This window comes from Nocardiopsis sp. NPDC101807 (assembly GCF_044766605.1).
GTDB classification, from domain to species: Bacteria; Actinomycetota; Actinomycetes; order Streptosporangiales; family Streptosporangiaceae; genus Nocardiopsis; species Nocardiopsis tropica.
Genome location: NZ_JBIWMK010000008.1, coordinates 94,927 through 113,996 on the forward strand (window position 1 = coordinate 94,927; position 19,070 = coordinate 113,996).

The 19,070-nt window shown below is 75.0% G+C and carries 14 protein-coding genes; 7 read left to right on the forward strand and 7 right to left on the reverse strand.

All coding sequences use genetic code 11. The annotated features are described in order from the left end of the window. The first annotated feature begins 62 nt into the window (after window positions 1-62). Complete coding sequence (locus tag ACIRPH_RS23945) at window positions 63-1,640, forward strand: FAD-binding oxidoreductase (RefSeq protein WP_402918599.1); 1,578 nt, start codon at window positions 63-65, stop codon at window positions 1,638-1,640. Window positions 1,641-1,703: 63 nt separating this feature from the next. Here the strand turns inward: ACIRPH_RS23945 and ACIRPH_RS23950 are convergent, their stop codons facing one another. Next, window positions 1,704-2,330 (reverse strand): hypothetical protein, encoded by a 627-nt coding sequence (locus ACIRPH_RS23950; RefSeq protein ID WP_402918066.1) that lies wholly within the window; start codon window positions 2,328-2,330, stop codon window positions 1,704-1,706. A gap of 488 nt (window positions 2,331-2,818) precedes the next feature. Here ACIRPH_RS23950 and ACIRPH_RS23955 point away from each other — a divergent pair, with 488 nt between their 5' ends. Then, window positions 2,819-5,371, forward strand: coding sequence for an ATP-binding protein (locus tag ACIRPH_RS23955; protein WP_402918069.1), 2,553 nt, complete (start codon window positions 2,819-2,821; stop codon window positions 5,369-5,371). Further along, window positions 5,352-6,029 carry a response regulator gene (locus ACIRPH_RS23960; RefSeq protein ID WP_267946382.1) on the forward strand — a complete coding sequence of 226 codons (678 nt, stop codon included), beginning with the start codon at window positions 5,352-5,354 and terminating at the stop codon, window positions 6,027-6,029. Before ACIRPH_RS23955 ends, ACIRPH_RS23960 begins: the two co-directional genes overlap by 20 nt. A 21-nt stretch (window positions 6,030-6,050) precedes the next feature. On the opposite strand, the gene ACIRPH_RS23965 is transcribed toward ACIRPH_RS23960, so the two are convergent. Next, window positions 6,051-6,980, reverse strand: coding sequence for an aminoglycoside phosphotransferase family protein (locus ACIRPH_RS23965; protein ID WP_402918072.1), 930 nt, complete (start codon window positions 6,978-6,980; stop codon window positions 6,051-6,053). 355 nt (window positions 6,981-7,335) lie between these two features. After that, entirely contained in the window at window positions 7,336-8,013 is a 678-nt protein-coding gene (locus ACIRPH_RS23970) for a sirohydrochlorin chelatase (protein WP_402918075.1), read from the reverse strand. An 801-nt stretch (window positions 8,014-8,814) separates the two neighbouring features. Between ACIRPH_RS23970 and ACIRPH_RS23975 the strand changes: the two genes are divergently transcribed. From ACIRPH_RS23975 to ACIRPH_RS23985, 3 genes are all read left to right on the forward strand, one after another. Next, the gene (locus ACIRPH_RS23975; protein WP_402918078.1) at window positions 8,815-9,627 is read left to right on the forward strand and encodes an aminoglycoside adenylyltransferase domain-containing protein; all 813 of its coding nucleotides are present in this window, start codon (window positions 8,815-8,817) and stop codon (window positions 9,625-9,627) included. A gap of 77 nt (window positions 9,628-9,704) precedes the next feature. Continuing rightward, complete coding sequence (gene def / locus ACIRPH_RS23980) at window positions 9,705-10,268, forward strand: peptide deformylase (protein WP_402918081.1); 564 nt, start codon at window positions 9,705-9,707, stop codon at window positions 10,266-10,268. 226 nt (window positions 10,269-10,494) lie between these two features. Further along, window positions 10,495-11,457: a coiled-coil domain-containing protein gene (locus ACIRPH_RS23985; RefSeq protein WP_402918084.1), complete on the forward strand. Its 963-nt coding sequence runs from the start codon at window positions 10,495-10,497 to the stop codon at window positions 11,455-11,457. Window positions 11,458-11,539: 82 nt separating this feature from the next. On the opposite strand, the gene ACIRPH_RS23990 is transcribed toward ACIRPH_RS23985, so the two are convergent. The 3 genes from ACIRPH_RS23990 to ACIRPH_RS24000 all read right to left on the reverse strand — a co-directional run bounded on the left by ACIRPH_RS23990 (window position 11,540) and on the right by ACIRPH_RS24000 (window position 15,788). After that, window positions 11,540-12,859, reverse strand: coding sequence for an MFS transporter (locus ACIRPH_RS23990; protein ID WP_402918087.1), 1,320 nt, complete (start codon window positions 12,857-12,859; stop codon window positions 11,540-11,542). 80 nt (window positions 12,860-12,939) lie between these two features. Further along, window positions 12,940-13,728, reverse strand: a complete 789-nt coding sequence (locus ACIRPH_RS23995; RefSeq protein WP_402918090.1) for an alpha/beta hydrolase — start codon at window positions 13,726-13,728, stop codon at window positions 12,940-12,942. 17 nt (window positions 13,729-13,745) lie between these two features. Beyond that, window positions 13,746-15,788, reverse strand: coding sequence for a type II CAAX prenyl endopeptidase Rce1 family protein (locus ACIRPH_RS24000; protein WP_402918093.1), 2,043 nt, complete (start codon window positions 15,786-15,788; stop codon window positions 13,746-13,748). A gap of 181 nt (window positions 15,789-15,969) precedes the next feature. On the opposite strand from ACIRPH_RS24000, the gene ACIRPH_RS24005 reads away from it, so the two are divergent. After that, window positions 15,970-18,147 (forward strand): elongation factor G-like protein EF-G2, encoded by a 2,178-nt coding sequence (locus tag ACIRPH_RS24005; RefSeq protein ID WP_402918095.1) that lies wholly within the window; start codon window positions 15,970-15,972, stop codon window positions 18,145-18,147. Between the two features lie 118 nt (window positions 18,148-18,265). Here the strand turns inward: ACIRPH_RS24005 and ACIRPH_RS24010 are convergent, their stop codons facing one another. Next, entirely contained in the window at window positions 18,266-19,069 is an 804-nt protein-coding gene (locus ACIRPH_RS24010; protein WP_402918098.1) for a M48 family metallopeptidase, read from the reverse strand. Window position 19,070 lies beyond the last annotated feature (1 nt).

The following is a 19,070-nucleotide window of genomic DNA, read 5'->3' on the forward strand; positions in this document are numbered from 1 at the left end:
GCGACGGGAACGGCCCCGGCGCGGGCGCAGGCTCCGCCCCCGGCACGGACACCGCACCCGACATGAGCTGGTTCGCCTGGGGCGACCCCGCCAGGGCGCAGGAGCTGGACCCCGGTCTGCGCGACCTCGTCGCCCAGGTGCTCCGGGCCCGCCTCCAGGACGTCCCCCCGGTCCCGGAGGAGCTGGTGGAACTGCCGCCCAGCAGGCTCGGACCCCGGCTGCGCGAGCTGTTCTCCGAGGTGGTCGGCCCCGGGCACGTGAACACGGAGGACCCCGTCCGCCTGCGCCACTGCGGCGGCAAGAGCACGCCCGACCTGCTGCTGCGCCGCGCGGGCCGGGCGGACCCGGCGCCGGACGCCGTCCTCTACCCGGCCGACCACGGTGAGGTGGAGCGGCTGCTCGCGGTGTGCTCGGAGGAGCGGGTCGCCGTCGTGCCCTTCGGCGGGGGCACCAGCGTGGTCGGCGGCGTCACCCCGCTCCGCGGGGGCTTCCACGCCGTGGTCTCCCTGGACCTGCGCCGCCTGGACCGCCTGGTGTCCGTGGACGCCCTCTCGTCGACGGCCGTCCTGGGCGCGGGCGTGCGCGGTCCGCACGCGGAGGCGATGCTGGCGGAGCACGGGCTCACCCTGGGACACCTCCCGCAGAGCCACGAGTACGCGACGATCGGCGGTTACGCGGCCACCCGTTCCAGCGGGCAGGCCTCCTCCGGGTACGGCCGGTTCGAGGACATGGTCGTGTCGCTGCGGGTGGCGACCCCGCGCGGCACCCTGGAGGCGGGCGGCCCGCCCGCGTCGGCCGCCGGCCCGGACCTGCTGCGCCTGGTGCTGGGCTCGGAGGGCACGCTGGGCGTCATCACCGAGGTGGGCGTGCGCGTGCGGCGGCTGCCCGAGCGCGTGCTGGACGAGGCGTGGTCGTTCCCCGACTTCGCCTCGGGAGCGGACGCGCTGCGCGTCCTGGCGCAGTCGGACGCCCGGCCGACCATGGCGCGCGTGCTCGACGAGTCCGAGACGTTCGTGGGGGCGGCCATGGGCGGGCGCGAGGCCGTCCCCGGGTGCCAGGCCGTGCTGGGCTTCGAGGGGGCCCCGGCGGAGGTGGAGTCCCGCGCCGCCGCGGTGCGGGAGGCCATGGCCGGGGCCGGCGGCACCCCGCTCGGCCCGGAGCCGGTGGCCCACTGGCGCGAGAACCGGTTCTCCTCCCCCTACCTGCGCGACACCCTGCTGTCGGCGGGGATCCTCGCCGAGACGCTGGAGACCGCCGCGTCGTGGACCGACCTGCTGCCGCTGTACGCGGCCGTGTCCGAGGCGCTCACGGGGGCGCTGGAGGGCGACGAGGGCGGCGCCGTGGTGATGTGCCACGTGTCGCACACCTACCCGACCGGCGCCTCCCTGTACTTCACGGTGGCGACGGCGGCCGGGCCCGACCCGGTGGCGCGCTGGGGCCGGGCCAAGCGCGCGGCGTCGGACGCGATCGTCGCCAACGGCGGGACGATCACCCACCACCACGCGGTCGGGTCGGACCACCGGCCGTGGATGGCGGCGGAGATCGGTCCCCTGGGCGGTGACGTGCTGCGCGCGGTCAAGGGCGCGCTGGACCCCGAGGGCGTGCTCAACCCGGGCAAGCTCATCCCCGAGGCGGGCTAGCGGACCGCCCGCTGCGCCGCCGGGTCGGCTCCGGCGGCGCGGCGGGCCCGGGCGGGCCCGTCCTCACGCCCTCTCCGCCTCGCGGGAGAGGCGGCGCTCGACCTGCCCCGCCATGTCCTGGAGGAAGGCCAGGGCCTCGCCCTCCCCGATGCCGCCGTCCTCCAGCGGCAGGCTGATCACGACCGCCACGTTCACGCTGGTGAAGGAGGCCGTCGCGACGACCGCGTCGGAGTACTCCCCGTCGCGGTACAGGACCGCGAAGCCGCCGTCCCCGGCCCGCACGGGCCGCCAGTCGAGAATCTCCCCCTGCATGCCCTCGGGCGCCCTGTCCCCCTCCAGGTCCTCCCGGGCCTGCGCCATGTCCTCTCGCAGGTCGGCGAGGGTCTCACCGCCGTCCTCGAACTCGTACAGGGACGCGAAGACGTCGAGGAGGAAGACGTAGGAGTCGTGGACGGAGCAGGCGAGGTAGCCGATCTGGCCGTCCTCCGCGTAACCCGCCTCCTCCGCCGAGTAGTAGTCGCCCGCGGCCATCGGGCTGTCGGCCCCGGGGATGCCGGCGACCACCTCCTCGGGCAGCAGCTGACGGCAGCCGGGAAGGTCGGCGTAGGGACGGCCGCCCGCCGCCTCCCACACCACGACGCCGAGGGAGGCGACCACCGCCAGGGAGGCGACGGCCGCCCAGACCAGCACGGCCGGTCCGCGCCGTGCCGGGCCTCCGGGCCGCCCCGGCGGGACTCCCCCCGGAGCGCCGTGGCCCGGCCGGCCGGGCGGGACGTACTGCTGCCCCGGATACCCGCCGTGGGGCGCTCCGGGCGGTCCGTGGGGCCCGGGCGGGGGCCGCCGGCCGGGGGGGCGGGGCGGCCGCCCCCGGTGGGGCGCGCCGGGGAACGGCCGGCCTCCGGGGGGACCGGGGAACGACGCGTCGTCGGGGGGATGGGTCATCGGTCTCGCGGCTGGGGGCGCACCCGCTCCCGGGGGGCGGGTGGTCGCCGCGCCTCCTCACAGGTGGTCTCGTGTCGCACGGAACGGCCCGGGCCGGCGTACGCGCACCGGGCGTGCGCCGGGACGCCACACCAAGTATCGCCAACCACGGCCTCCGCGCCATACCCAGGGCCGGAACCGGACGCGACCCTTCCCACGGCGCGAAACCGCCCCGGGCGCCCCCGCGTGCCCCGACAATGGATGCCGTGGCACGAGGAAAGCTCCGCATCTACCTGGGATCGGCCCCCGGGGTCGGCACCACGCACAACGTGCTGGTCGAGGCCCGCCGGCGGGCCTCGCACGGCGCCGACGTGGTGGTCGCCGCCGTCCACACGCACCGGAGGGAGCGCACGTCCGCCCTCCTGGAGGGGTTGGAGCGCGTGCCGCCGCACCCGTCCGGCTCGGTGGACACCGCGGCGGTGATCTCCCGGGCGCCCGGCACGGCCCTGGTCGACGACCTCGCCCGCTCCAACCCGCCGGGGGCGCCCAACCCGACCCGCTGGCAGGACGTGGAGGAACTGCTGGAGGCGGGGATCGACGTCCTGTCGACCGTGGGCATCCACCACCTGGAGTCGCTCAACGACGTCGTCCACCAGATCACCGGGGTGCGCCCCCAGCAGACGGTCCCCGACCACGTGGTGCGCCGCGCGGCCGAGGTCGAACTCGTCGACATCACCCCGCAGGAGCTGCGCCGCCGCATGGCGCACGGCGACATCCACCCCGCCGAGCGGGTCGACGCCGCCCTGGCCGACTACTACAGGGAGGGCAACCTGGCGGCGCTGCGCGAGCTGGCGCTGCTGTGGACCGCCGACCGCGTGGAGGAGGGCCTGTCCCGCTACCGGGGCGAGCACGAGATCCACCGCACCTGGGAGGCCCGCGAGCGGGTCGTCGTGGCGCTCACCGGGGGCCCCGAGGGCGAGACGCTCATCCGCCGGGCCGCCCGCGTCGCCGCCCGGTCGCGGGGCGGCCACCCCCAGCCGAGCCACCTCCTGGCCGTGCACGTCGTGCCGCCGCAGGGGATCTCGCAGACGCCGCCGGAGGACCTCCTGCGGCAGCGGCGCCTCCTCGCCGAGCTGGGCGGGACCTACCACCAGGTGGTCGGCAACGACGTCCCGACGGGCCTGCTGGAGTTCGCCCGGGGCGTGCACGCCACCCAGATCGTGCTGGGCTCGTCGCGCCGCCGGACCTGGCAGTACGTGTTCGGTCCCGGGGTCGGCGCGATCGTGGCCCGCGACTCCGGCGACATCGACGTGCACATCGTCACCCACGAGAGGGTGGGCAGCGGCCGGTGGCCCCTGCCGCCCCCGGGCCGGGGGCTGGGCGAGCACCGCCGGGCGGCCGGGTGGACCCTGGCGCTGCTGGCGCCCACCCTCGTCTCGCTGTTCCTGGCCCTGCCGCTGTTCTCGGACGTGGGCCCGGCCTCGGACACCATGCTCCTCCTGCTGATCACCGTCGCCACCGCGGCCGTGGGCGGGCTGCGCCCCGCCCTGGTGTCGGCGCTGTGGAGCGCGATCCTGCTCACCGTCCTGGTGTCGCCGCTGCACGGACGGCCGTCGGTGTCGCTGGACAACGTGGTGGCGCTGACCGCGTTCACCCTGGTGGGGACGCTGGTCGCGATCGTGGTGGAGATGGCGGCCCGGCGCTCGGCGCAGGCCGCGCGGGCCCGCGCCGAGGCCGACGCGGTGACCCTGCTGGCGGGCAGCATCCTGTCGGGCAAGGAACCCCTCCAGGCACTGCTCCGGCGCATCAGGGAGACGTTCGGGCAGCGGTCGGCGACCCTCCTGGAGCGGTTGGACGACGGCCGGTGGCGGCCCGCCCACAGCGTCGGCGCACCGGCCTGCGACTCCCCCGACGAGTCGGACGTGCTGGTGTCGGTCTCCGACAACCTGGCGCTGGCCCTGCGCGGCCGGGTGCTGCCCGCCGCCGACCGGGGCGTGCTGCGCGCGTTCGCGGCGCACATCGGCATCGCCCTGGAGCACCAGAGGCTGGAGTGGGACGCGGCCGAGGCGAGGAGCCAGGCGGCCGGCAACCGCATCCGCACCGCCCTGCTGGCCGCGGTGTCGCACGACCTGCGCACGCCGCTGACGTCGATCAAGGCGAGCCTGGCCAGCCTGCGCGCCACCGACATCACGCTCACCCCGGAGGACCGGGAGGACCTGCTGGAGACCGCCGAGGAGTCCACGGACCGGCTCAACCGCCTGATCGACAACCTGTTGGACATGAGCCGCGTGCACACCGACAACGTGCGCCCCAAGCTCCGCGCGGTGGGCCTGGAGGAGGTCGTCCCGATCACCCTTCTCGGCCTGCCCCACGAGGCCGTCACCGTGGACGTCCCCGACGGCCTGCCCCGGGTCCTGGCCGACGCCGGGCTCCTGGAGCGGGCGGTGGCGAACGTCGTCGCCAACGCGGTGCGGTACAACCCCGATCCGCGCCTGCCCGTGCTGGTCTCCGCGAGCGCGCACGGCGACAGCGTGCAGCTGCGCGTGGCGGACCGGGGGCCGGGCGTCTCGGACGAGGGCAAGCAGCGCATGTTCGAGGCCTTCCAGCGCCTGGGCGACGCCCCCCAGGGCACGGGGGTGGGGCTCGGGCTCGCCGTCGCCCGTGGTTTCGTTGAGGCGATGCACGGCACACTCGACCCCGAGGACACCCCTGGTGGCGGACTGACCATGGTCTTCACCCTGCGGGCGACAGAACCCGACAAGGCAGACATCGATGGCGAGAGGGGGTCCCATGCGGGTCCTGGTCGTTGACGACGACATGCAGATCATCCGGGCCATGCGGATCAACCTCCGCGCGCGCGGACACGACGTGGACACGGCCGCCGACGGGGCCACGGCCCTGCGGCTGGCGGCCGAGAACCACCCGGACGTGGTCCTCCTCGACCTGGGGCTGCCCGACATGGAGGGCCTGGAGGTCATACGGCGGCTGCGCGGCTGGTCCCAGGTGCCGATCATCGTGCTGTCCGCACGGCACTCGGCCGGTGAGAAGGTGCGCTGCCTGGACTCGGGCGCCGACGACTACGTCACCAAGCCGTTCGGCATGGACGAGCTGCTCGCCCGGATGCGGGCCGCCGAGCGCCGGTCGGTCCGCGCCGAGGAGGCGCCGGTCGTGCGCACGCAGTGCTTCACCGTGGACCTGGGCGCCAAACGCGTCCTGCGCGACGGCGGGGAGGTGCGGCTGACCCCGACGGAGTGGCACATCCTGGAGATCCTCGCGCGCCACGCCGGCCAGCTGGTGAGCCAGCGCCAGCTGCTCCACGACGTGTGGGGGCCCGCCTACCAGAGCGAGACGAACTACCTGCGGGTGTACATGGCGCAGCTGCGCCGCAAGCTGGAGCCGGACCCCGCCCGTCCCCGGTTCCTGATCACGGAGGCGGGCCGGGGCTACCGCTTCGAGGGGGCGGGCTGACCCCGCCGTCCGCCCGCCGGGTCAGCGGGTGACGGCGGCGCCCTCGGCCAGCTCCATGAGCGCGTCGAACTCGTCGGTGCCGACATGTCCCCGGTTGGCCTCGGCGACCGCCCGGCAGGGGGCGAAGGCGCGCACCCACTCGAACAGCCGGTCGGCGTCCACTCCCATGGCCTCGGAGAGCACGCCCACACGGCGCTCCACCTCGGCCACGCCGGTGGCCCTCCACAGCGCCCAGTCGACGGCGTCGACCGCGCCGTCGCCGAGGCAGGCGCGCGGGTCGACGGCGACGAGGCCCCGCCCTCCCCCGTCGATGACGTTGCCCGGGTGCAGGTCGCCGTGCACCGGCACCACGTCGACGTTCCCGTTGGCCAGGTCCCGCGCCCGGCAGAAGCCCTGGTGCATGGCGGAGACGGGCACCACCTCGGCGGCGGGGCCGTCGGCGCGCTCGCGGTTCCAGAGGTCGAACACGAACTGCACCCGCGACGTCAGCGGACGGAGCTCGTCGATCTCCCCGCGGGGAACGGCCGTGGCGTGGAGCTGGGCGATGAGCGCGCCCACGGTCTCCATCCGCGGCACCGTCCCGCTGTCGGCGACCGTGACGCCGTCGACCCGCTCCATCAGGACGGCCCCCCGCTCCGCGTCGAGGTCCCACACGAGGGGCACGCGGCCGGAGTCCCCCCACATCCGCAGCAGCCGGGCCTCGGAGACGGCGAGCCCGCTGTCCGGGGACAGCTTGAGCACCCCCGCGGACCCGTCGGCGTCGCGCACGTGGATCACCACGGACGTGCGGCCGCGCGGGGCGGGGCCCTCGACCGTCAGCCGCCACTCGGCGGCGAGCTTCTCGACGATCGCGGGAAGCTCTGCCAGCCACTCGCCCACGTGGCTGCCGAAGCGCCGTTCCAGACGCCGACGCTGCCGTCCGTCGACGAACTGCGCTGTGACGTGGTTCATACATCCACCTTAGGTTCGCTCACGACGATGCCTGTCGGGGTCGAGCCCCGTCGCGGCTCGGCGGTCCGTCCGCCCCGCACCGCGCGGGCGCCGGTCGGGACCGGGCCGGTCGCGGGAGGCCGCATGGCGAGCGGGAGGGCGCGGCTCCTGAGGGCCCGGGCCGTTCCGCTCCGCCGCGGACGGGTACGGGTACCGCGTTGTGGGTGCGGGGAGTTCCCGCCCACCCGGTCCCTACCCGTCCCGGCGTACCCGGTAACGGAGCGGCCGCGCTCCGATCCCCCTTCGTTACCGAACGGTGTCGCCATGTCACCTCCCGTGAGTGCGCTTCCCGGCCTCCGGCAGACCCCCGCCCGGGTCAGACCAGCCGCCCCTTGGCCGCCCGGTGCTGGGCCAGGAGCGTGTCCACGACCAGTTCCGAGGGCCACAGCGGGGTGGTGAGCGCCGTGACGTCGAGCCCGCGCAGCAGCTCGAAGTCGGGCCCGTCGACGAGCCTCCACGCCGCGACGGCGACGTTGTCGCGGCCGTCCCGGCGCAGCCGGTCGACGGCGTCGAACACCGAGGGCGCCCAGGTGCGCAGGTAGCCGACCTGGACCGGGGAGCCGAGACGGCGGCTGAGCATGCGGGCCACGTCCATGACGACCTGGCGCTCCTCCGTCCCGGTCGTGCCGTCGGCCGCCAGCACCACGCCGTCGCCGGGCCTGTGGCCCGAGTCGACGAGGCGGCCCGCGAGGTCGGCGACGATGGACGGGACGGCGCCGAGGGGCGGCGTGTGGCAGGCGTTCCCCAGGCGGCCGAGGTCGAGCCTGGAGAGCAGGTGGGCGCTGGCGACGTCACCTCCCGCGACGAACGCGGGGACCACCACCTTGGGGCCCCTGACGGCGCGGATGGCGGCGGTGACCTCGGCCGGACTGCCGAAGGCGGGGGCGACCGGCGCCTCTCCCCGCCCGGCCACCGCCGCGGCCAGGCCGCACAGGGCCTCACGCCGGTGGGCGTCACGTGAGTCGTCGGCCACGAGGACCATCGTCGGGACCATGAAAGGCTCCTTGAATCGCGGTGAGATCTACCGTTGTCCGCCGAGAGTAAAGGGGCACCGTTTCAGGTGAGTGCTCTCGTGTTACAGGGAGGAGAACAGCAGACAATGGCTATGATGGTTATCGCCTGAACAAGTCTTGGTGAACCATAACAATCTCGGAAAAGCTGGGACGTGTCCACTTTTCCGGAGAGTGGCGTGCGCCTCAGCGCGGCCACCCGACGGAGGGGTCGGCGGGCGGAACCGCGGGTAAGACATCCCCCACCAGGACCGACGGCCGGAGAGCCACGACAGGACCGAAACCCTCCGACCTGTCGGACATGTCCGACACCACACCCCCATTGCCACTCCGGATGAAAACCGATTTCACTCCGAAGTTCTGTAGAGATATACCCGGCAAAAACTTTCCCATGCATTCGCCCGGTGCGGATGCACGTGCCGCGGAATGTGCCCCCGGAGGCGCCGCCGGACGCGGAACCGTTTTCGCCGTCGTTTCCGCGGCGCCGCCGTTCCGGCCCCCGGGAATCGCGAGAACCACGACTCCTGCCACACGCGACCCTTGTGTGTCAAGGGTGCGCACTCCCCTACCGCGTCATAGCCGCGCACCACCTGACGTGGGGGGACAGGACGCCGGTCCGGTGCGATCACTTGCCATGGGCCACGGGCCCACCCACACTTGGTACCGAGCGGACCATATCCCCGCAGGCCCACGCGCCCCGGGACCGCTCACGGGCCACCGCCCGCCGGGTCCACCGCCGGCGGCGGGCCCGCGACCCACACCGCACCGTGCAGACTGGAGTGAGCATGGCCGTCCACCCTCGGGTGCAGACGCTGGCCCAGACCTTCCTCGCCCACGCGGACCAGGAGGCCCCCGGCCTGGTCGAAGGCCTCTACCTGACCGGTTCGGTCGCCCTCGGCGACTTCCGCCCGCACGCGAGCGACGTCGACTTCGTCATCGTCACGGGGAGCGCGCCGGACGGCCGCGAGCTGGAGCTGCTGCGCGGTGCGCACGCGCGCACGCGCGCGGCCGTCCCCCGCCCCCAGTTCAACGGCATCCACGTCACCTGGGACGACCTGACCCGCGACCCCGCCGCCTGCGGAGCGGTCCCCTCCGTCATCGGCGGCCGCTTCCGCTCGCGCGCGAGCGCCGACGTCAACCCCGTGAACTGGCACGTCCTCGCCGAGCACGGCGTGACCGTGCGCGGCCCCCACCCCGTCGAACTGGACGTGTGGGACGAGCCCGAGAGCATGCGCGCCTGGTCCCTGGGGTCCCTGGACGAGCAGTGGCGCCGCTGGCGCGAGAAGGCCGGCCGCCTGGTCACCCCGCGCGGCCTGGCCGTCCTCGGTTCCCTGGCGCCCTCCTGGAGCGTGCTGAGCGTCAGCCGCCTGCACTTCACCCTGAAGACGGGGGAGATCACCTCCAAGTCGGGCGCGGGCGCCTACGCCCTGCACGCCTTCCCGGAGAAGTGGCAGCACATCGTCAACGAGTGCCTGCGCGTGCGCCGCAACGCCGGCGCGCCCTCACTGTACGAGAGCGCGCTCGCCCGCCGACGGGCCGCCCTGGACTACATCGAGATGGTCCTGGACGACTCCCTGCGCCCCGGCCTGGCCGCCTGAGCCCTCCCCTCCCCCTCGCGCCCCGGTCCCGGGGGACGGTGGGCCCGTTTCCGGCTCGCCCGACTAATCTGGGATTCATGACCATGCGCCCCATCGTCCGCTTCGGCGACCCCGTCCTCGTCACTCCGACCACCCCCGTCACCCGGTTCGACCAGCACACCGAGGCGCTGGTCCGGGACCTCCTCGAAACGGTCGAGGCCCCCGGCCGGGCCGGCCTGGCCGCCACCCAGATCGGGGTGGGGCTCCGCGTCTTCAGCTACAACGTGGAGGGCCGGATCGGCTACGTGATCAACCCCGAGATCGCGGAGCTCTCGGAGGAGGTCCAGGACGGCGAGGAGGGCTGCCTGTCCGTCCCCCGGCTCTGGTACCCGACCAGGCGGGCCGAGCGCGCCGTCGTGACCGGGGTGGACCTGCGCAACGAGCCGGTCACCGTGGAGGGCTCCGGGCTGATGGCCCGCTGCCTCCAGCACGAGACCGACCACCTCGACGGCATGGTCTACGTCGAGCGCCTCGACCCCGAGACCCGCAAGCGCGCGATGCGTGACATCCGCCGCTCCGACTGGTTCATGCCCGCCTCCCCGGACGGCCCCCCGGCGCCCGTCGGCCCCCGGCTCCCCAGCGCCTTCGGCGGAGTGGGCTGAGGCCGCCGCCCCGCCGTGCGGTCCGGACCGGCCGGGGGTGCCGGTCCGGTCCCCCGCGCCGGGTATCTTCGGACACATCCCCCTACCCCCCGCAGTCACGTGAGTCAACGCACTAGGCACGTCACGCCACGATCTCGTAAGGTCTGCTGAGCATCCCGCACCCCACGGCGCCCCCGCACCGCGCCGTCGGCCCGCCGGACGCACCCGGACCGCCCTCGGAGCACACATGACGACCACTCCTCCCCGCAATCCGCGCGGCACCCGTGCCGCCATGTCCCTCGCCGCCGTCACGACGGCGCTCCTCATCGGCCTGCCCGGCACCGCGCAGGCCGAGCCCGGCGACGACGAGGTGGACATCGACGAGCTGACCCAGCGGGCCGAGGAGCTGGAGGAGAGCTACGACGGCGAACTGATCCAGTTCACCGAGATCAAGGGGCGCGTCGAGCAGGCCGAGGAGGACCTGGAGGAGGTCGAGTCCCGCCTGGACGCGTCGCGGGCGGGTGTGTCGACCATCGCCTCCGCCCAGTACAAGAACGAGACCGGCCTCGACCCCGCCCTCCACGCCATGTTCTCCAGCGACCCGGAGGAGATGTTCAACGACGCCGCGACCCTGTCCTACCTGGGTCAGAGCCAGTCGGAGCAGATCTCCGAGCTGATCGACACCCGCGACGAGGCGGCGGAGGTCGCCGAGGGCCTCCGGACGGAGATGGCGGACGCCGAGGAGCTCATCGAGGACCTGGAGGCGCAGCGCGAGGACGTCGAGCAGCGCATCGCCGAGTACGAGGAGGAGCAGGTCCCCGAGACCCCGGGCACCGGCAGCATCCCCGACAGCGCGATGGGCTGGGGCTGGAGCGGGGCGACCCCGCGCATGGCCGCCATCCGCGACGAGATCGTCATGCGGTTCGGCGCCCCCTACCCGGTGGGCTGCCTGCGCTCCAGCGCGGACGACCACGGCGTGGGCCAGGCCTGCGACTTCATGATGAGCGCCGGGGGCGCGATCCCCTCGGCGGAGAACCAGGCTCTGGGCGCCCAGATCTCCCAGTACGCGATCGACAACGCCGACAGGCTGGGCGTCAAGTACATCATCTGGGAGCAGCAGATCTGGCAGGCAGGTTCGTGGACCTGGATGAGCGACCGGGGCGACAACACCCAGAACCACTACGACCACGTGCACATCTCGTCGTACTAGCGGCGGACCGGCCTCCCGGCGGGGCACGGTCCGAACCCGGAACCCAGCGGTTCCGGCCAGGGCGGCGCCCGCCCGCCGACGGCTACGGCGCCGAGCCCCTCGGACCCGGCGCGTCCCGTCGGGCGGCGGTGGGCGAACCGCGGCGCGTGAACGCGAACGGGACGGCCGCCAGGAGCGCCACCGCCGTCAGCGCGAACGCGGGGACGTAGCCCAACAGCTGGATCAGCAGCCCCAGGAGCATCGCCCCCGCTCCCGCTCCCGCGTCGTAGCCGATGTTCCACACCGCGCTGGCCCGACCGTAGCCGGACGGGCCGGCGCGGTTCAGCATGAGGGTGACGGTCTCGTTCTGGACGGCGCCGAAGCCGAGCCCGAACACCATGGCCCCCACGAGCACCAGCAGCACCGTCCCGGCGCCCAGCCCCGCCCCTCCGTCGCCGTGCGACCACAGCGCCGCGGTGACCAGGGCCATGCCGAGGGCCGCGCCCGCGGTGCCCGGCAGCAGCAGGAGGGTGCGCCGGTGGAGGTCGTGCAGCATCCCGGCGGTCCACCGGCCCGCGACGACCGCCAGGGCGTAGGCGGCCAGGGCCCCGCCGACCAGCCACGCGGCCTGCTCGAACGGGATCGCCAGGAAGGTGATCACCGCGCTGGCCGCGGAGGCGGTCAGCAGCATCAGGACCAGCGGGGCGGCGAGCGCCAGCAGGAGCGGCAGCCCCGAGGGCGCGTCCGCCGTGGCCGAGGCGGCCCGCGCGGGGCTCCGCAGCGCCGCCCGGTTCCGGCCGCCGTCGGCGAACCAGACGCCCCAGGCCAGCAGCGCCCCCGCCACCGAGCACAGGCCGGTGATCCAGAACGCGGTGGCGAAGCCCGCGTTGAGGGCGAGGGCCACACCGCCCGGCAGGATGAGCACCTGCGGCAGGCCGACCGCGAGCCCGTAGTAGCCGGTGGCCCGCCCGACCTGGCTGTGCGGGACCAGCCGAGCGGCGAGCGCGGTGCCCGCGACGCTGACCATGCCGAAGCCGACGCCGCGCACCGCCGAGACGGCGATGAGCGGGCCCAGGTCCGCGGTCAGCGCGAACAGCGGGGTCGGCAGGCCCATGACCAGGGCCCCCACGGGGAACGCCCAGCGGTAGCCGCCCCGCTCCAGCAACCAGGGCATGGCGAGCTGGGTGAGCACCGTCGTCAGCATGAAGGCGCCGGTGGTGCTCCCGGCCCCGAACTCGCCCGCTCCACCGCGCGTGGCCCACAGGGGCACGAGGGGGAGGACCGCCGCGAACCCGCAGAGGGCGAAGGCCGTGGCCGCGATGAGCAGCGCGAAACCCCTGCCCCGGAGGCCGGGCAGGTCGGCGGTGGTGAACTCCGCGGATGTCGACCCGTTCCCGGAGGAGGACGAACCAGATCGGATCATCCGTCCTTTGTAGTGCACGGGCAGACGCCTGTCGATGCCGTCGCCGACCGGTCGGCGCGGCCCGCGCCGGGCCCGCGGGGTCAGTCCCCGGGGGCGATCCGCTCGCCGACCCAGTCCCTGAGGCGTACGGCCAGCTCGGGGGTGACGGCGCGCTCGGCGTGCCCCATCCCCGGGACGATCCACAGCTCGCGGGGCTCGCGGGCCGCGTCGTGGATGGCGGTGGCGTGGGAGACCGGGAAGTAGTCGTCGGCCTCGCCGTGCACGACCAGGAGCGGTGTCGGGGAGATCTCCCCGGCGAGCTGGCGGGGTTCGGCGGGCCTGGGGTCCCAGTCCCGGTCGATGACCCGCACCTTGCGGAAGCTGCGCAGGAAGAGGCGGCCCGCGGCGCGCCCGATCCCGAGGTGGAGCAGGCGCATCCTGCGCGTGCCCCGGTAGTACCAGCGGCTGGGGCCGCTGACCGAGACCGCGGCGGCGATCCCGCCGTAGATGGCGGCGTGGCGTACCACGACGGCGGCGCCCATGGAGAACCCGACGGCCGCGACGGACGTGTAGCCGAGCTCCCGCAGGCGGGCGACGACCGCCTCCAGGTCGTGGATCTCCTCGTTGCCGACGGTGCTGCGCCCGCCGGAGCCGTGGTGGCCGCGGAAGTCGAAGGTCATCACGTCGCCGACGGGGAGGAACGCCTCCGCGATGGCGCGCGTGTAGGGGCTCCGGTGGGTACCGGTGAACCCGTTGGCGAGGACCACCGCCGCGGTGCGGGACCCGGTGCCGTGCAGGAGCACGGCGTCGATCCCCACCCCGTCCTCCGTGGTCAGCCGGAACCGGCTCTCGCGGGGACGGTCGACGGGGGCGTCAATGGCATCGGACACCCCTCCATCGTGCCCGATCAGGTCAGGGGGCCGGCGCCCGGCCCCTGGTTGGGGCCGCCGTCGCCGTACCTGTGCTCGATCCACTCGTCGGGGTACAGGTGTCGGCCGCCGCGCTCCGGGGTCTCCGGGGCGCGGCCGTGGGCCCCGCCCGGGCCGCCGTGGGGGCCGGGGCCCCGGCCGTAGGGGTCGGCCGCGGACGGACCGTGTCCGCCGTGCCCGGGCGCCTCGCCCCAGGACGGGGCGCCGTGCGAGGGGGTCGCACCGGGGACCGGACCGCTCCGCCCGGTGTCGTGCCGACCGGGTCCGCCCCATGCGGGGGTTCCGTGCGCGGGCCCGCCGCCGTACGGCCCGCTCCACCCCTGTCCGGCCGGGTCGCCGCCGTGCCGCGGCCCGTCCTGGACCGGATCTCCCCAGGAGGGAGCGCCCTGCGCAGGGGAGCCCCCGAACGCCGGATCCTCCCACCCGGCCGGAACGTCACCATACGACCCACTGTTCACAACAGTCTCGCCAGCGCCTCCCACCGCACCGGGAGGCCGCGGACCACCGTGGCCAGGTCCGCCCTGCGCGGAGGACCCACCGAACGCCGGGCCCTCCCACCCGGACCCGTCCGACTCGGATACCCCCCGGGAAGGGACGCCCCCGGGAACCGGGTTCCCCCGGTCGGAACCGCCCCAGGACGGAGCACCCTGCGCGGAGGACCCACCGAACGCCGGGCCCTCCCACCCGACCAGAGCGTCACCATACGACCCACTGTTCACAACAGCCTCACCAGCGCCTCCCACCGCACCGGGAGGCCGCGGACCACCGTGGCCAGGTCCGCCCTGCGCGGAGCCGTCCACCCGGGGCTCCGGAGCCGGAGGCGCCCCGAAGGCGCGGGTCCCGTGCGGCGGGGCGCCTCCGTGCTCGCCGGGCTCGGTCCGGCGGTGCCGCTCCGAGGGCTCCGGGTTCCCGTCCCCGACCGGGGGCATCGCCCCGGTGTCGCCGGGGGCGGGCCCGTCCTCGTACTCGTCGTACCCGTCCTCGTATCCGGCGTCCTCGTAGTCGTCCTCGTACCCGGCGTCCTCGTAGTCGTCGCCGTAGTCCTCGTGGAGGCGCTCCCCCTCCTCCCGGACGGCGGGGGGCGGGAAGACCAGCGAGCGCAGGTCGAGCGCCACGTGCACGACGACCGGCACCCAGATGCTGCCGGTGCCCAGGTACAGGACCGTGAAGAGGGTTCCCGAGGTGCCGGCGCTGACCAGGCCCCACCAGCCCTGGTAGAGGTGCGCGACGGAGAAGAGGACGACCGACAGCACGGCCGCCGCCCACAGCGGCGCCCCCAGGCCCGCGACCAGGGCGATGAACAGGCCCCGGTACAGCAGTTCGCCGAACATGCCCCCGGTGACGGCGACCCCGCCCGCCATCGCCCGCTCCGCAGTGGTACGCGGTACGAGGAGACCGCGCCCGCGCTCCGGCTCGGGGAGGGTCATCGGCGCCGCGGCGGCCCTGCGCCCCCGGTGACCGGCGGCCCGTCGGCCCTCGCCCGGGGCTTCGGCGGCAGCGCCGTGCCCGGGCCGCTCCGCGTCCTCGGGCCCCTCCGGGTCTCCCGGGGCCGTCCCCTCCCCGGCTCCGCCCAGGTCCGCGCGTCCGTTCCCGCGTCCCCGCCGGCCGCTCGCGCCCCGTCTGCCCCCGCCCCTGCGCGAGGGGCGTCCCGCCGTCCCCGGAAGGTTCACGGGCAGCCCGTTGACCAGGACCCACATCGCGGCGAGGGCGACCAGGCCCCCGACCGCCCCGCCCACGACCGGCCCCCAGGCGTCGGGCAGCCTCAGCCCGAGGTCCGAGGGGAGCAGGTCCGGCGAGAGCAGCAGGACGACGAGGACGACCAGGCCCCAGAGGACGTGGACCGCCATGGTGACGGCGTGCACCCGTGTCAGCGCGCGCACGTCACCGCCCCGCCTGCCGGAAAGCCACGTGAAGGCCTTCCTGCCGAGGAGGGGCTCGCCGACCGCCGCAAAGAGGAGCAGCAGGACCGTGAGGACGGTCCCGGCGAAACTGAAGTGAGGAAGAGTCTCCGACCAAGGCACGGGGCAATAGTAGGGGTCCGAAACACGTGATAGTGCACATGCCGGATTCCGAAGCCGCCGCCCCCTTGCCGTTGAGCCCGCGAAGGGTGACGGTAGAAGTGTCACTGGTCACCTTCCGGACGGTGGCGTCCGGCCCGTCGTGACCACCGCCCCACGGACCCCGAAGGGCTGGGCAGCAGGGATGGCAGACCGAGCCGTACACGTGCCGGGGGCCGACAGGCCCCAGGACATCCGCAACATCGCGCTGGTCGGTCCGCCCGGCGCCGGGAAGACGAGCCTGGTCGAGGCGCTGCTCGTCGCCGCGGGGGAGATCGGCCGCCCCGGCAGCGTGGAGGAGGGGACGACGGCGAGCGACCACGACGGCGTCGAGGTCCGCCAGAAGAGGTCGGTCCACCTGACGCTCAACCCGGTGACGGTCGACGGGGTCAAGGTGAACCTGCTGGACACCCCCGGGTACGCGGACTTCCTCGGCGCGATGCGCGCGGGGCTGCGCGGCGCGGACGCCGCCCTGTTCGTCGTCTCCGCCCTGGACGGCGTGGACGGCCGCACGCGCGTGCTCTGGGAGGAGTGCGCCGCGATCGGCATGCCCCGGGCCGTGGCCGTCACCAGGATCGACCACCCCCGCGCGGACTACGACGACGTGGTCGCCCGGTGCCGGGAGTCCTTCGGCCCCGGCGTCCTCCCCGCCTACCTCCCGGCCTTCGAGGGGAGCGGGGACGACCGCCGCGTGGTCGGCCTCTGGGGGCTCGTCTCCGAGCGCTACCACGACTGCTCGGGCTCCACGGCGGGGAGCGGGGCCGAGGGCGGGGCGGGGCCGTCCCCCGCCCCGGACCGGGTCCAGGAGGCCGCGGGACCGCTCCGGGAGGCCCTGATCGAGGAGGTGATCACCGAGAGCGGGGACGAGGTCCTCATGGACCGCTACGTGGAGGGCGGCGAACTCGACCCGGACCTGCTCGTCGCGGACCTCCAGAAGGCGGTCGCCGCGGGCGGCTTCCACCCGGTCCTGGCCCTCAGCACCACCACGGGCGTGGGCGTGCGGGAGCTGCTGCGCGAGCTGCCGCTGTCGTGCCCGGACCCCACGCGGCGCCCGTTCCCGTCGGTGGCGACCCCGGAGGGGAGGCCCGTGCCCGGCCTGTCCTGCGACCCGGACGGCCCGCTCGTCGCGGAGGTCCTCAGCACGGAGGGAGACCCGTACGTGGGCAGGGTGAGCCTGGTACGCGTGTTCTCGGGGACTCTGACCCCCGACTCCGCCGTCCACCTGCACGGCCACGGGGTCCCCTGCGGGCTCACCGGCACGGTCGAGCTGGACCGGGTCGGCCACGACGAGCGCGCGGGCGCCCTGGCGGTCCCGCTGGGGCGGGAGAGCCGCCCCGTCGGACGGGCCGTGGCCGGGGACCTGTGCACGGTGGCGAGGCTTCCGGACGCGCGCACCGGCGACACGCTCTCCGACCCCGACCGCCCGCTGCGGGTGTCGCCGTGGCGGTTCCCGCAGCCGCTGCTGCCGGTGTCGCTGGCCGCCGCGTCCGCCGCCGACGAGGACAAGCTCTCGCAGGCGGTGGCGCGGCTGGTGGCGGAGGACCCGTCGCTGCGGGTCGAGGTGAACCCGGAGACCCACCAGATGGTGCTGTGGAGCCTGGGCGAGGCGCACCTCGACGCCGCCCTCGACCGGCTGGAGCACCGGCACGGGGTCCGGGTGGAGACCGGTGGGGTGCGGGTCCCCCTGCGGGAGACCTTCGCGGTCCCGGCCCGGGGACTGGGCCGCAACGTGAAGCAGAGCGGCGGGCACGGCGAGTTCGGCGTCTGCCGGATCCGGGTGGAGCCGCTGGCCCCGGGCTCGGGCCTGGAGTTCGTGGACGAGACCGTCGGCGGCGTGGTGCCCCGGCAGTTCGTGCCGTCGGTGGAGAAGGGCGTCCGCGCCCAGATGGCGGACGGCATGGACTCCGGCCATCCGCTGGTGGACATCCGGGTGACGCTGTACGACGGCAAGGCGCACCCGGTGGACTCCTCGGACGCGGCCTTCCAGAAGGCGGGGCGCCTGGCGCTCAGGGACGCCGCCGCGGCCGGCCGGCTGGCGGTGCTGGAGCCCGTGTCCGACGTGGCGGTGGAGGTGGACGACTCCTACCTGGGCCCGGTCCTGAGCGACCTGTCGGCCCGACGGGGCAGGGTGGTCGGCACCGGGACGGCGGCGGGCGGCAGGGCGGTGGTGCGGGCGGAGGTCCCGGAACTGGAGATCACCCGGTACGCGGTGGAGCTGAGGTCGGTCTCGCACGGCACGGGGGTGTTCACCCGGGAGTACCTGCGCCACGAGCCGCTGCCGCCGCAGGCGGCGGCGAGGCTGTCCCGGGCCGGCCGGGGCTGACACGCGGCGCCCCTCCCGGGGACGGGCGGGCGCCCGCGCCGCCGCACGGGACCGGACCGGCTCCCCGCGGGGCGCGGCCGGGGCCGAGGCCCCTCGGGGGCGGGCCGCGGCACGGCGCCTAGAAGACGCGCCCCGGGCGGCTGCGGTCGGCGAGCGCCGCGAACCGGAACGTGTTCACCGGGTGGCTGGACAGGAGGTTGACCAGGAGCACGAAGAACCCCGTGTCGGTCCGCGCCCGCGCGGCGATGTCGTCGAAGTCCACCGACGGGTACAGGTACTTGCCCACCGCGAGGGCCCTCAGCCCCTGCATGCCCTCGGGGCAGAACTCGTAGGCGTGGTTGTCCGCCGTGTACTCCTGGGCGCGTCCCAGGGAGCTGCCGACGCCGGGGATCACGTTCGCCACCGAGACGCCGAAGTGCCGCCAGAACGACGTGTGGCCCGCCGCGATGTGCCCCACCTCGTGCCCGATCACGAACCGCAGGGCGTCGGGGTCGGCGAGGCGCCCGCCCACCTCGAACAGGTCGCTGTTGATCGCCACGTAGCGGCGGAACCCGTGCCCGGAGGCGTACGCGTTGATCACGCCGTTGCCGAGCACGACGTAGGCCTCGGGCGCCTGCGGCATACGGAACGCGGCGGCGGCCTCGGCGACCATCCGGTACGCCTCGGGGAACTGGTCCTCGGTGATGCGCACCCCGTTGACCCTCTGCCTGGCGTACAGCTGCCCGCGCACGAAGTACACGAGCGCGGGCAGGCTGAGCAGGAGCAGCGGTTCGTTCGGGTCGCCGGAGTAGGCACGGCTGACCGCGCCCACCACGGCGAACACGGTCACCGCGACACAGGCCACGAGGACGGGGATCTCCCGGGGGTGGCGCAGGGACCCGCGCAGGCGGCGGTCGGCCCACCGCCAGGGGCCGTGCCCCATC

Excerpts from the sequence above, each read along its gene's own strand:
- ACIRPH_RS23945 (WP_402918599.1), top strand. The coding sequence starts at position 63 with ATGAGCTGGTTCGCCTGGGGCGACCCCGCCAGGGCGCAGGAGCTGGAC.
- ACIRPH_RS23955 (WP_402918069.1), top strand. The coding sequence starts at position 2,819 with ATGGATGCCGTGGCACGAGGAAAGCTCCGCATCTACCTGGGATCGGCC.
- ACIRPH_RS23960 (WP_267946382.1), top strand. The coding sequence starts at position 5,352 with ATGCGGGTCCTGGTCGTTGACGACGACATGCAGATCATCCGGGCCATG.
- ACIRPH_RS23965 (WP_402918072.1), bottom strand. The coding sequence starts at position 6,980 with ATGAACCACGTCACAGCGCAGTTCGTCGACGGACGGCAGCGTCGGCGT.
- ACIRPH_RS23970 (WP_402918075.1), bottom strand. The coding sequence starts at position 8,013 with ATGGTCCCGACGATGGTCCTCGTGGCCGACGACTCACGTGACGCCCAC.
- ACIRPH_RS23975 (WP_402918078.1), top strand. The coding sequence starts at position 8,815 with ATGGCCGTCCACCCTCGGGTGCAGACGCTGGCCCAGACCTTCCTCGCC.
- def (WP_402918081.1), top strand. The coding sequence starts at position 9,705 with ATGACCATGCGCCCCATCGTCCGCTTCGGCGACCCCGTCCTCGTCACT.
- ACIRPH_RS23985 (WP_402918084.1), top strand. The coding sequence starts at position 10,495 with ATGACGACCACTCCTCCCCGCAATCCGCGCGGCACCCGTGCCGCCATG.
- ACIRPH_RS23990 (WP_402918087.1), bottom strand. The coding sequence starts at position 12,859 with ATGATCCGATCTGGTTCGTCCTCCTCCGGGAACGGGTCGACATCCGCG.
- ACIRPH_RS24005 (WP_402918095.1), top strand. The coding sequence starts at position 15,970 with ATGGCAGACCGAGCCGTACACGTGCCGGGGGCCGACAGGCCCCAGGAC.
- ACIRPH_RS24010 (WP_402918098.1), bottom strand. The coding sequence starts at position 19,069 with ATGGGGCACGGCCCCTGGCGGTGGGCCGACCGCCGCCTGCGCGGGTCC.